We start from the raw sequence: 13,322 nt of genomic DNA, 5'->3' as shown, positions 1-13,322 counted from the left end.
CAGACCTAAACCCTATCGAAAAGAAATGGGCTCAGGTGAAGTTTCTACGCCAAGGGTGGATGGAAAACGACTTATCCAAATTGTTTTATGGTGTTTGTCCTAACCATAACACTTTTATTTTGAACTGACTATATGTTAAAAATAGTGATAAACGTTTGAATAAGGAACACGCCCTAGTGCCTATCATAATAAGTAGCACAAAAAGCTTCTTACAAATAAGGTATGTCTGATAGACGACCCTGATGATCGGGTCGATGGTATAAGTGGCTTAGATAATATTGATCACACTCATTTCTGTCATTAAATGCTGCTAGCAAATATAGATTTTATTACCCTGTCACGTAACACAAAAAAATAAGGTAAAATGGTCGACCAATCAGCGCCTAGTAAAACAAAATCATAACGACGCCACCTAACTGATCGACATTTTTGAAATAACGATCCATAAAAAATATATAGTTGATCCAATTTAAGAGCGGTACAAGGCAACCGAGTGCAGATGTATATGTCATACTTCAAGCGAGGTTAACGCTGTAACGCTTTTATAGTGGATTGACTATAGACCATTAAAACCTGTCAAGGAAGCTTATATGAGTAACACTCTCGATACCAGTAATGACAACATTCTCTCCTCCGACAACACTCACTACTTACACCACAACTTTTTTGAGCCAAGTGACAAAAATGTTGCCATCAGCGCGACGCTATTGATTGTGCATGGGATGGCAGAGCACAGTGGTCGCTATGCAGATTTTGCACAGTTCTTGGCAGATCATGGCATCGCTGTGGCAACCTATGACCACCTTGGTCATGGACAGACCATCAAAACCGAAGCAGATTTGGGGTTTTTTGGTGAAGAGCATCCCGTGCAGTCGCTGCTAAAAGATGTAATTGCCATGGCAGACAGCCTAAAAGCCCGTCACCCCGATGTACCGCATTTTGTGATGGGCCACTCCATGGGCTCGTTTATTGTACGTAACGTGCTCAAACATCATGCGCATAATTTTGCAGGCGCAATATTGATGGGTTCAGCAGACGTCAATCCATTGACCAAAGTTTTGCTACCTATCAATAAAGTGCTGGCAAAAATCGCGCCAAGACAGCCAAACACCGTCCTTGCCAACACCATGAATAAGGTATTGAACAGTCAACTAAAGGATCGCACCGCATCATCGAAGTTTGCTTGGTTGAGTGAAAATACTGCAAATATTGAAGCCTATGAAGCTGATCCAAAGACTGGTTTTGACTTTACCAATAATGGCTTTATGACATTGTTTACTTTGATGGATACTGGACTAAATAAAGGCTGGGCCACCACCATTGCCAAAAACTTCCCAATGCTATTTATCAGCGGTGAAGATGATCCTATTGGTAACATGGGACGCGGTATTCGCCGCGTGGTCAAACGCCTACATAAACAAAAATTTAACCATGTTGACATTCAACTGTATCCCAATATGCGCCATGAAGTATTACACGAGACAGACAATCAAACGGTTTATCAAGACATTTTAGCGTGGATAAAAAACATTGCACCAGACGCTTAAAGCACGATAAACAATTCATCTTGAGCAGTCTTGTGAGCGCTTTTCCTCAAGCACTGCCACAATGAAATACTGAACTTGTTTGCTAAAAGTGGTCAAATTAGCGACAATATGGCAAACAAGTTTTTTGGCCCAGCTATCTTGTACAATCGTCCATATTTTACAAGTATTGTATTTTAAGCGGGTCCGCCCAAGTTATGTCACTATAAATACGAGTCACCTCTCCCTTTTACTTATTTTAGGAACTTTTATGTCATTACAACAAACCATCGAACAAGCTTTTGAAAACCGCAACGAATACAGCCCAAGCAACATGCCACAAGACGTGCGCGACGCGATTGAGCAAGTACTCGAGCAGCTAGATAATGGCAGCCTACGCGTTGCCGAAAAGAAAGATGGCGAATGGGTCGTCAATCAGTGGGCCAAAAAAGCAGTACTGCTATCTTTCCGTTTGAACGACAACTACGTTCAAGCAGCGGGCGAGCATGTGCAGTTCTATGACAAAGTGCCAACGAAATTTGCTAACTGGACTGAAGCACAGTTCAAAGAAGCAGGCGTCCGTGTGGTACCACCAGCCGTTGCTCGCAAAGGTTCATATATCGCAGCAGGTGCGGTACTCATGCCATCATACGTCAACATCGGTGCGTATGTCGATCAAGGCGCGATGGTTGATACGTGGGCGACCGTGGGTTCATGTGCGCAAATCGGCAAAAACGTGCATCTATCAGGTGGCGTTGGTATTGGCGGTGTTTTAGAGCCATTACAAGCCAACCCAACCATCATCGAAGACAACTGCTTTATCGGTGCGCGCTCTGAAATCGTTGAAGGCGTGATCGTCGAAGAAGGCGCTGTCATCTCTATGGGTGTCTATATCGGTCAATCTACACGCATCTATGACCGTGAGACGGGCGAGATCCATCGCGGCCGTGTACCAGCCGGCTCTGTTGTCGTACCAGGCAGCTTGCCATCAGAAGACGGCACACACAGCTTGTACGCTGCTATCATCGTAAAAAAAGTAGACGCGCAAACGCGTGCTAAAACCGCTGTGAATGAGCTATTACGTTTAGACTAGTATTTTTAATATTTATAGCCTCGTACCCGAACGGTACGGACATCGATAAATCATAGTTACTAAAGACGCTGAAGAAAACTTCAGCGTCTTTTTTGCACCTTAATACAGAGTGTTGCGTTATAATCCGTTTTTTGGTTTTGTTTTATCCAAACATAAAACGACAAATACCACAACCTACCTTCTTCTTTATTACGATTGATAACCGCTTGATCGCCTTATCAACCTTCAACTGTATTTGACATATTATGAGTGAATCACTGTTGCGCACCGCTGCTATCCCCGTCACCGACCCTGAAGCAGGGTTACGTTTGACTGAGATTTTTTATTCCTTGCAAGGTGAGGCGCTGACGTCAGGCCTACCGACGATATTTGTACGCCTAACAGGTTGTCCGCTGCGCTGCGTATATTGCGATACCGAATATGCTTTTACAGGCGGCGAGCGCCAATCATTAGATACCATCATAGACACGATCAAAAACTATCCATGTAAGCGTATTTGCCTGACTGGTGGTGAGCCATTAGCACAGCCAAATGCGATTGAGTTGATGAAACGTCTGCTCAGCGATGGCTATGAAATATCCCTTGAAACCGCAGGCGCGCTCTCGGTACAAAACGTACCACCAGCCGTCAGCAAAGTGATGGATCTCAAAACGCCAAGCTCGGGCGAAGTGGACAAAAACCTCTGGTCAAATCTCGATCATCTCACCGAGCACGACCAAATCAAGTTTGTCATCATGAATCGCACAGATTACGACTGGGCAAAAGAAACGTTGAACCAGCATCAGCTAAATAAACTGGTCGGCACCGTTTGGTTTTCGCCAATGTTCAATGTGGCAGACGATATTGATGAAGCGCTTAGCCCTGACGTGCCTGTGTTGGCAAGAGAGCTTGCTGAATGGATATTGGCAGATGCCCTACCTGTTCGTTTTCAGCTGCAACTACACAAAATTATTTGGGCAGATGCCAAAGGCAAATAAAAAGACAAACCATACGCTAGTCACTGATAGAACATCCATTTAGAACAATAAATACAAATACAAATCCATATACAGGCACGTACTTTCAAAAAGGAAACATGATTCGGCTGATTTTACTAGGGTTACTATCAGGTGCATTTTTTAGCTCAACGTTTGTACTAAATGAGCTGATGAGCGCCGCTGGTGGACATTGGTTTTGGTCAGCAAGCTTGCGTTATGTATTCATGCTATTGCTACTCACGGCGATGATTGCGATTCAGCATGGCGTAGGACGGATCGGTGAGCTATGGACGATTTTTCGTCAACACGTGGGATTTTGGTGCATTACCGGTGGCATTGGTTTTGGCGTATTTTATACCGGTATCTGTTATGCAGGTGACCATGCCAGCGGCTGGGTCGTGGCAGCGACCTTTATGTTTACGGTGGTCACCAGTTTACTGGTTTTGCTGGCATTTGGGCAACGCTTTGACAAAAAATTCATCGTTTATGCCCTGATTGTTTTTATTGGTGTGGTATTGGTCAATGTCAGTGAAGGTCTACACGCGCCTAGCGACGCCAATACGATACCGCTGACACAGATGCTGCTGTATGGCGCGCTACCAGCACTGATCGCCGCATTTAGTTACCCTATTGGCAATCAGTTGGTTTGGCAGGCATCTTATAATGCCAAGCAGCACAAGGCCAAACTTCAAGACAGTGAGCCGCATTCTCAGCCCATGCGCGCTGAGACAGCATTATTGGCCAGCGCGCATGATACTGCTGATACGCATAATGCCAGCCACGCTACGGCAAATACCTCTACGCTACAAGCGCTCATCGGACGTATCCCTGTTATTGAGACGGATTTACTACAAAACGCCTTTAACAAAGTTTGGCTAATGACCGTCGGGAGTTTCCCGTTCTGGGTTGTCTTAGGGTTGGTAGTACGCCCTGAGTTGCCAGGCAGCGGTCAGGTATTCAATACCTTGCTGGTTGCTTTGTTATCAGGGGTGGCTGCGACCAGTCTGTTCTTGTATGCGCGTGAGCAGGCGGTAACTTCAAGTGAAGTGGCTGGTGTGGACTCAACCCAAGCCAGTGAGATCATTTTTGCCTTGATCGGAGGGATGATTTTGTTGGGCAATCCGCTACCGTCGGCAATGGGTTTGATCGGTATTGTACTGATTATTATCGGGTTAATCTTGTTTGCAAAAGATGGCTAAATGACGCTCTAACGATGCGCTGAGTTTTTTACATCAGCCAAAAATTCATTATTCAAAACAAAAACTCCATCATTTTGATGTTCAATATTTGGCAATATAACCATGGTTAATGATTTAATTTTTCCTGATATCTTATTATATTTATTAGACATGGTGGGTATCATCGCCTGCGCGATTGCAGGCACCTTACTCGCTCAGCACAAAGGCTTTGATATTGCTGGTTGTATATTGGTCTCGATGGTCAACGCGATTGGCGGTGGTACGCTACGTGACATGGCGCTAGATCGTCACCCATTGTTCTGGATGACTGATCTTAACTATGTGATCGTGATCACTGTAACGTCTCTTATTCTCCAAATATTCTTTCATCTCTATCATAAGATCGACAATGCCCTTAAGCTTTTTGACGCTATTGGCCTTGCAGCCTTTAGTGTGATTGGTTTTAAGGTTGCATTGACCCAAGATATGTCTCCGCTCATCGCTATTATGATGGGCGTTTGGACGGCCATTATTGGTGGGATGCTACGCGATATTATCTGCAATGAGATACCATTAGTATTGCAGCGCGAGATTTATATCACAGCCAGTATCGCAGGATCTGTGACATATTTGTGCCTGCAGTATGTGGGTGTCAGCGCTGGTATCAATGAGTTTATTATGCTCTTTGTCATTTTTGCCGTGCGTATGCTGGCGCTTAGATTCGACTGGCATCTACCCTCTATTCGTCTGATTGCTTAATCAGCTACTTGGTAGATTGATTGCTCTAGACATGACAAATGATAATTAAAAATAGTGAGAATGGCTTATGTTGGCTATCGTATTGGATCCTGCTGTCCTAATCACGACTTTTGATCCGCGCTCTTTGATCTATTTTTTTGATATGATTGGCATCGTGGCTTGTAGTATTTCGGGTACCATACTGGCTAAGCACAAGAATTTTGACGTCTTTGGTTGCTTGCTGGTGTCTATTGTCACAGCCATCGGTGGCGGCACCGTACGCGATGTGATTTTGGATCGTCATCCTTTGTTTTGGATGGTAGATATGAGCTATCTGACGCTCATTACGCTCTCTTCGCTTGTGATGCAGATATTTTTCCATCCAAATTCAAGACGCGTTGATAAGTTTCTTAAGCTCTCCGATACCATCGGTCTATCCGCCTTTACGCTTATAGGTATCAAGGTCGCTGATAGCATGGGTACCAATGTACCAGTAGCACTGTTATTGGGCGTGATCACCATCATCGTTGGTGGCATCATTCGCGATATGATTTGTAATGAGATTCCACTGGTATTGCAGCAAGAGATTTATATCACTGCGGCGTTAACTGGGGGTATTCTATATTTTGCTCTAAAAAACTTAGGCGTTGCTGATTGGATTGCTGATATTTCTGCAATGAGTACGATTTTCACCTTGCGTATGCTGGCTATTCGTTATGATTGGCAGTTCCCCACTCTTGAGTGGAAGTACTGATGTTAAGTTAAAAAGTAGCAAATAGTATCAGCACACTCAAACTTGACTGTGCTGATAGCATTCAAGCCTTAACCCTGCTCTACCACAGCCAAGTCTTTTACCATCAGCTGCAAGCTCTGTTTGCCATTCCATTCATTGATATCTAGCTGAAATAGTAAATGCACTTTTTTGGCACGGTAATCCCAAGCGTCATTGTCAAAGTTAAAACAGATTGCCTCGATTGGATATTGGACGTCTGGATAACGCAGCGATAGTTTAAGATGCTTGTCTTTTAATATCTTAAAACTCAATACCTCAAACACACCGTCAAATATCGGCGGTGCAAATCCATGACCCCAAATGCTGGCATCGGCTAAATGCTCAGCGAACCATAGGCTAAAGTCATTTGCCTGCAAAGGTCCATCAGTGAGTTTCTGCTCTGCAAATACGTCATCATCCATTTGTGCCATCACCTCATTAAAGGCGTCGACAAATGCGTCAAAATTGCGACGCTTGAGGGTCAGACCTGCTGCCATCGCATGTCCACCGAAATGACTGATGAGATCAGGCTGACGCTCGGCAACCTGCTCAATCGCATCACGAATATGCACGCCAGCGATCGATCGTGCTGATCCCTTAATCGCATCGTCTTCACCAGTCTGCTCCGTATCTGCTGGCGCAAAGACAATGCTAGGTAGGTAATGACTTTCTTTTAAACGTCCAGCGACAATACCAATCACTCCTTGATGCCAATCATCTTGATACAGGATGATACTACGAGTGTCTGTATGGCTTGTTTTATGAATAGTGACGTCTTGAGTAATGAGGTCATCGCCACTGTCGCTTGTACTTTCATCGATCTCAATATCAGTTTCAGTAGCCAATGTCTGTACAATACTATCTGCCTGCGCACGCATCTCGCCTTCTACATGACGGCGTGTACGGTTTAGCTGCTCAAGTTCTTGCGCCAATCGCTGGGCGGTCTGCCAGTCTTCAGTCAACAGGCACTCAATCCCGATACGCATGTTATCCATACGCCCAGCCGCATTGATACGTGGCCCTAAGACAAAACCAAAATCCTGCGCATGCAATTGCTTGGGGTCGCGGCCTGCTTGCTCAAGTAGCGCCAATATACCCATACAGCAGCGACCTTGACGAATAGCAGATAGCCCGTGATGGACCAAGATACGATTGTTTTTATCGAGTACGCCGACATCTGCGATCGTACCAAGTGCGACCAAGTCTAAACACTGACTGACTTGCACGGTAGACTTGCCAGCGTCGCGGCGCAGCTTTGCCAATCGTCCGAGCACATAAAACGCGACCCCTACCCCGACCAGTGCTTTACTGGTGAAATTGCAATCAAGTTGATTGGGATTGACGACCGCTTCAGCAGGTGGTGTTTCTTTGGTCGTGAGATGGTGGTCCGTGATAATTACCGTTATACCATTAGCTTGTGCGCGCGCCACACCTTCATGACTGGAGATGCCATTATCAACCGTCACTATTAAGTCTGGCTGGTAGGTCTTTATACCTAACTCAACAATCTCTGGCGTGAGACCGTAACCGTATTTGAAGCGATCCGGCACCAAAAAATCAACCACAGCGCCCATCTTGGTGAGTGCGCGCATCATCAGCGCGGTACTGGTTGCACCATCACAGTCAAAATCACCAACGATCAGGATACGCTGACCGTCATCAATCGCCATATCCAATAGACGCACGGCTTCAGTGATACCGTGCAGCATGTCAGCAGGCAACAGGCCAGACAAACCAGTCTCCAGCTCATCAGGTGCAGTGATACCTCGACCTGCATATAAGCGAGCAAGCGTCAATGATTGGGCGGCAAGTGGTTGCAACGCGGCGGGCAGCTCGTCAATACGAGTGCTGGTAGTACGGGGGGTTAAATTTAGCATGAGCGTATTTTACTGCCTTTAAGGCAGGGTCACAACGACAATTTATAGCGTCTCTGTACACTAGCTAATATTGCATTTATTTACCAAAGATGTTGGCTTAAATGGTAATTTGGAAAAAGGATTTATTCAGTGAACACGTATCGCATGTGGCTCTTCATTTACAAAAAGGATGCATAGTGACCGTAGTTTTCTGCATTTTGCTACAAAGCAATGATTGTATGACGCCTATAAATCCATAGAATAGTAAACAACTGAGAGACTGGCTAATTATTGACGGTTACATCATCAATATTTTAACTATTTATAAGGATACTTTATGAAAACCACACCAGCTGCTGAAAAATTACCAAATACGATTGATCCTAGCTTAGATCTTGATCAAGTCAAAAAAGAATGCCTTGGTATGGTCAAAAAACGTGCCAGAGTTTCTGCTGGTGTTGCCATCGTTCCTGTACCGTTCTTTGATGTGGCGGTTGATGCTGGTATGCTGACGCAATTGCTTCCTGAGATTAGCGAACGTTTTGGTTTGATCGAAGACCGTCAATCAGCCATTAACCTAGAATCACGCGAAGTGCATTGGAGCGCGGTTAAAGACCGTACCGTCGATTTTGCAGGGCTGATGGCGACACGTGGTATCGTTAAGAAAACCATTCAAGGCTTTGGTGGTCGTATCGCCGCAAAACAAGTCACCAAATTTGTCCCATTAGGCGGTCAACTGGTTGCTGCAACCATGGGTTATACGATTTTTAAGAAAATCGCTACTGACCATATCAACGAATGCTATAAGCTTGCCAAAGACATTCAGCAAAAACAACATGGTAAAAATGTTTAATAGAAATTAGGCAACGCCATATCTACAAAGCCAGCTATGAGATTTTTTAGCTGGCTTTTTTGTGAGTAAGCGCATTGTAGACTGTCTCAGGCGACGGGTTAATGATGCCATTACTATATTTTACTGATAATATACCACTTTAGAGATTATCAAACACTGTCAAGGATTCACTTATGAAAAAACTTTTGGCATCGACCGTTATGCTGGCTACTGTCGCGCTAGCAGGCTGCACCACGACAGGTGCTACAAATAACGGCACAGGCACAGCAATTGGTACCGCAAATGAGATTGGCATGAATGTCTTTAGAGCGGCGATCGACAACCAATGCCGTAGCCAAATTGAAAAACAAACCGCTTGGCGTGTTGCAAGCGTCGCCATGACGGAAGCGCAGCAAGAGTCTGTCAAAAGTAACGTTTGTGGTTGCGTGAGTGAGCAAGCCCCGCAGCAAGTGACCATCGTTGAATTGGGTAATGCCGCTATCGATTCTCAGTATCGCGCTCAACTGGTCACTAGAGTTGTCGCCAAATCGCTTCAAAGCTGCTATGCCAGTTTTGTCAAATAGAGCACAATATTAATAAATAAAAAACGTCACAAAAAAAAGGGTGCGCTACCAATAGCACACCCCTTTTTTTGACGCTTTATACTATCTACTTATGTTATCGCATTTGCCTAAAACTTGTTTGAATCCGCTGGGTTTTGGGATAGAGCAGCTGTAAAAGGCAATGTCTGGCTGCGCCGGAAATACTTAGAGGAGCCATCAATAATTTTATCCACCTCTTTTACTAATTCGGTAATAACATCATCATAAACACCATGATACAGCTCTTTTTCAAATGCGGTAAAAGGATGCTTGCGTGACGCTGAACCAACCTCAGTTACCCCTTCCTTGCTATAAAAAATGTCTACACGCCCATCACTATTTAATACACAGTTTAGTTGCCCACCTTCAAGCTCCATCTCTACCCGCTCAGGCATAAAAATATAATCGTCCACGTTGATAAGCTTTTTTTCTACTTCCCGCTTAAAAAACGACTTGATATCAAACATAAGTACATCCCTAACTTTATAATTATAAAATACAAGAGCATGCCTACTTCTATTGCTGTAATAAAGCTTTTATGTATATGCTCAGTAGATCATGCTTTATACGGCTATCCTATAAGATAGAGAGCGATTTTTTAAGGTGCGATATGTAAAACTGCGTTTGATGTTGGTAAAAATAAAGAGCTTGCCTCAAATCTTATCATGACACTATCCTATTTATAGTGATTAAACCCAGCCTTGTTCACGAAATGATTTGAGCACCTCTGCTTTGTTCTTGAGCATTTGAATGACTGTGCGAATATTTTCACTAGAGCCACTGCCCAATGAGATTTGGTGCTCTGCCACTCCATTTATGTCGGCGACCTTAGTAATCAGCGCCGCACGTTGATCATCTGGATAACGAAAACCGATGTCCAACGCATCGATCACAGCTTGCTTGGCTGCATCCGACATGCCAAGTGAGTTTTCATTGGAGTTTAGTTCTATTAGCTGATTGGTAAGCACCATAAACAATACGTCTAAATTGTGTCGATTCCAAAAACTCCGCTGCATATGGCAAACTACCGAACCCATCATGAGCCAATGCTTTGGAATGCTGTATGAATTATAAGATTGATACCGATATGGTAAGTGGCACTGGGTTCTATTTCAATCTTTGTCAGCGCCCTCCTATCGAATAGACCAAAAAAATGAGGTGCTCAGTAAGCACCCCATTTTTTATATTATTTAATACAGACAATCAGATCAAATGTGCTTTAAGCTCCAGCACTTTATCGCGGGTCTTCGCCGCCTCTTCAAATTTCAAATCACGTGACATTTGCTGCATTTGCTTCTCAAGACGTTTGATTTCTTTGGCCAATAAATCAGGACTACGCAAGATATTGATATCGACATCAGGCAAATTGCTCTTGACTGGGATGGCCTGATTGTCATTGGCATCTAGGCTTTCGCCTGTATCAATCTTATCAGTGATGCTACGCTGCGCGCCTTTTGGCGTAATATTATGCTCAAGGTTAAAAGCAATCTGTTTGTCGCGGCGACGTTCTGTCTCATCTATCGCCTTTTGCATACTTGGAGTAATGCGGTCTGCATAGAGAATGGCCTTGCCGTTCAAATGACGTGCTGCACGGCCAATGGTCTGAATAAGTGAACGCTCAGAACGCAAAAACCCTTCTTTATCTGCGTCGAATATCGCCACCAATGAGACCTCAGGCATATCCAAACCTTCGCGCAGCAAGTTGATGCCGACCAACACATCATGCTTACCAGTACGTAGCTCATGAATGATCTCCATACGCTCTACCGTGTCGATATCTGAATGCAGATAGGCAACCTTGACACCATATTCTTTTAGATAGCTGGTCAAGTCCTCTGACATGCGCTTAGTCAGGGTGGTAATCAATACGCGCTCGTCTTTTTCACGGCGTTTGGTAATCTCAGACAGCACATCATCGACCTGTGTCAAGACCGGACGTATCTCGATCTCAGGGTCAATCAAACCCGTTGGACGTACAACCTGCTCTACCACCTGCTCACTATGTTCAAGCTCATACAGCGCTGGCGTGGCACTGACATAAATGGTTTTGGGCTTAATGCGCTCCCATTCTTCAAACTTCATCGGGCGATTGTTCATCGCACTTGGCAGACGAAAGCCATAGTTGACCAAGTTCTCTTTGCGTGATCTATCCCCTTTATACATTGCACCAATCTGAGACACAGTGACATGCGATTCATCGAGGAACAGCAGAGCATCTTCTGGAATGTAATCAAACAACGTCGGCGGCGCTTCCCCTGATGGACGACCAGAGAGATGCTGTGAGTAGTTTTCGATACCATTACAGTAGCCAAGCTGCTGAATCATCTCAAGATCATACTGGGTACGCTCTTTGAGACGCTGTGCTTCAATCAGCTTGTTGTTTTCACGAAAATACTCCAAACGCGGCTCAAGCTCAGCGCGTATGGTTTCACTGGCTGCCTCTAGTTTGTTGCGCGGCGTCACATAATGCGATTTTGGATAAATGGTAATACGTGGCACGCTGCGTACGGTCTTGCCCGTTAACGGATCAAACCACGTGATTTTCTCCACTTCATTGTCAAACAAATGCACACGTACCGCCAGCTGCTCAGACTCAGCAGGATAGATATCTAGCAGTTCACCACGCAAACGATAAGTACCACGGCCAAAATCTAACTCGTTACGGGTGTACTGCATCTCGACCAAACGCTTAATAGTTGCGGTACGATCTATCTGATCACCAACCACCACATGCAATAGCATTTTTAAATAACTTTCTGGATCACCCAAGCCATAAATACACGATACCGATGCAACGATAATCGCATCACGACGCTCAAGTAGTGCACGAGTGGCAGACAGACGCATCTGATCAATGTGATCATTGATGGCGCTGTCCTTTTCGATAAAGGTATCGCTAGCAGCGACATAGGCCTCTGGCTGATAGTAGTCATAGTAACTGACAAAATACTCAACCGCATTGTTCGGGAAAAACGACTTAAACTCGCCATATAGCTGCGCGGCAAGGGTCTTATTATGCGCCATGATGATGGTTGGGCGCTGACATTCAGAGATGACCTTAGCCATGGTATAAGTCTTACCAGAGCCCGTCACACCTAGCAATAGCTGTTCATCCATACCAGAGTCAATACCTTTGACCAGTTTTTCGATGGCTTGCGGCTGATCGCCTGCTGGCTCAAAATCGGTGACCATCTCAAAGGCACGGCTGGATATTTTCGTCCCAGACGCATTGACACCACTGATTTCAGCTTCGCCTTGGAGCTGAGTGGCCAATTGGTTTAACTGACGCGATGAGCGCGGTTCAGGCATTCTCATAGTAATTTTCTTCTTATTAAAGTTTATAACAATATGGAGTCTGAGCAGCGGTTTTTAAAGGAAGATGAGCTCTCACTGTCTGATGAACCTGTCTTTATCCTGCTGCGCAAAATGGGAGCCTATAAAGATACTATTTATTGATGAGTCAGCCGCTTATCGTTATAAAAAACGCACACAGTTTTTGATAAATTTACAAAGATTTTCACGGTTAACAAACCCGTTACACGACCACCTAACAAAGCCTAACACTGAGGGGTTCCAACATCGATTTAAGCTGCTATTATCGATCATGAATTAACAAGTAGGTGACTTATCAGCCGATTGATAGAGATATTTCTGATATTTATTCATTTTGGATTGATTGTCATCAAGTAAGAGTAAAACACTAGGGCGTGTTGAACATTCGACCATGGCACTGACAGCGACTATTTTTTAG

12 protein-coding genes are annotated in these 13,322 nt (G+C 44.5%); 8 read left to right on the top strand and 4 right to left on the bottom strand.

Annotation, left to right across the window (positions count from 1 at the left end):
• Positions 1-590: 590 nt before the first annotated feature.
• The 6 genes from L0G63_RS11775 (at position 591) to L0G63_RS11750 (ending at position 6,263) form a co-directional block, all read left to right on the top strand.
• Entirely contained in the window at positions 591-1,547 is a 957-nt protein-coding gene (locus tag L0G63_RS11775; RefSeq protein WP_301450833.1) for an alpha/beta fold hydrolase, read from the top strand.
• Between the two features lie 247 nt (positions 1,548-1,794).
• Positions 1,795-2,616 carry a 2,3,4,5-tetrahydropyridine-2,6-dicarboxylate N-succinyltransferase gene (gene dapD, locus L0G63_RS11770; protein ID WP_071001928.1) on the top strand — a complete coding sequence of 274 codons (822 nt, stop codon included), beginning with the start codon at positions 1,795-1,797 and terminating at the stop codon, positions 2,614-2,616.
• Positions 2,617-2,861: 245 nt separating this feature from the next.
• On the top strand, positions 2,862-3,593 hold the full coding sequence (queE, locus tag L0G63_RS11765) for a 7-carboxy-7-deazaguanine synthase QueE (RefSeq protein ID WP_301450832.1): 732 nt from the start codon (positions 2,862-2,864) through the stop codon (positions 3,591-3,593).
• Between the two features lie 98 nt (positions 3,594-3,691).
• Positions 3,692-4,792 (top strand): multidrug resistance efflux transporter family protein, encoded by a 1,101-nt coding sequence (locus L0G63_RS11760; RefSeq protein WP_301450831.1) that lies wholly within the window; start codon positions 3,692-3,694, stop codon positions 4,790-4,792.
• A 102-nt stretch (positions 4,793-4,894) separates the two neighbouring features.
• A complete protein-coding gene (locus L0G63_RS11755; RefSeq protein ID WP_301450830.1) occupies positions 4,895-5,530 on the top strand; it encodes a trimeric intracellular cation channel family protein in 636 nt (211 codons plus the stop codon).
• A gap of 67 nt (positions 5,531-5,597) precedes the next feature.
• The gene (locus tag L0G63_RS11750; protein WP_301450829.1) at positions 5,598-6,263 is read left to right on the top strand and encodes a trimeric intracellular cation channel family protein; all 666 of its coding nucleotides are present in this window, start codon (positions 5,598-5,600) and stop codon (positions 6,261-6,263) included.
• Between the two features lie 68 nt (positions 6,264-6,331).
• On the opposite strand, the gene recJ is transcribed toward L0G63_RS11750, so the two are convergent.
• The gene (gene recJ, locus L0G63_RS11745; protein ID WP_301450828.1) at positions 6,332-8,158 is read right to left on the bottom strand and encodes a single-stranded-DNA-specific exonuclease RecJ; all 1,827 of its coding nucleotides are present in this window, start codon (positions 8,156-8,158) and stop codon (positions 6,332-6,334) included.
• Positions 8,159-8,474: 316 nt separating this feature from the next.
• Here recJ and L0G63_RS11740 point away from each other — a divergent pair, with 316 nt between their 5' ends.
• Both L0G63_RS11740 and L0G63_RS11735 read left to right on the top strand, forming a co-directional pair.
• Entirely contained in the window at positions 8,475-8,990 is a 516-nt protein-coding gene (locus L0G63_RS11740) for a hypothetical protein (protein WP_301450827.1), read from the top strand.
• Positions 8,991-9,163: 173 nt separating this feature from the next.
• Positions 9,164-9,553 (top strand): hypothetical protein, encoded by a 390-nt coding sequence (locus L0G63_RS11735; RefSeq protein WP_058025108.1) that lies wholly within the window; start codon positions 9,164-9,166, stop codon positions 9,551-9,553.
• A gap of 107 nt (positions 9,554-9,660) precedes the next feature.
• On the opposite strand, the gene L0G63_RS11730 is transcribed toward L0G63_RS11735, so the two are convergent.
• From L0G63_RS11730 to uvrB, 3 genes are all read right to left on the bottom strand, one after another.
• Entirely contained in the window at positions 9,661-10,038 is a 378-nt protein-coding gene (locus tag L0G63_RS11730; protein WP_071001936.1) for a hypothetical protein, read from the bottom strand.
• Positions 10,039-10,260: 222 nt separating this feature from the next.
• Positions 10,261-10,611 carry an aminotransferase class I/II-fold pyridoxal phosphate-dependent enzyme gene (locus tag L0G63_RS11725; protein ID WP_301450826.1) on the bottom strand — a complete coding sequence of 117 codons (351 nt, stop codon included), beginning with the start codon at positions 10,609-10,611 and terminating at the stop codon, positions 10,261-10,263.
• A gap of 163 nt (positions 10,612-10,774) precedes the next feature.
• Complete coding sequence (gene uvrB, locus L0G63_RS11720) at positions 10,775-12,886, bottom strand: excinuclease ABC subunit UvrB (RefSeq protein WP_301450825.1); 2,112 nt, start codon at positions 12,884-12,886, stop codon at positions 10,775-10,777.
• Between the last annotated feature and the right edge of the window lie 436 nt (positions 12,887-13,322).

Source organism: Psychrobacter sp. (assembly GCF_030454045.1).
GTDB lineage: Bacteria > Pseudomonadota > Gammaproteobacteria > Pseudomonadales > Moraxellaceae > Psychrobacter.
This window is presented reverse-complemented; position numbering and strand designations above follow the sequence as displayed.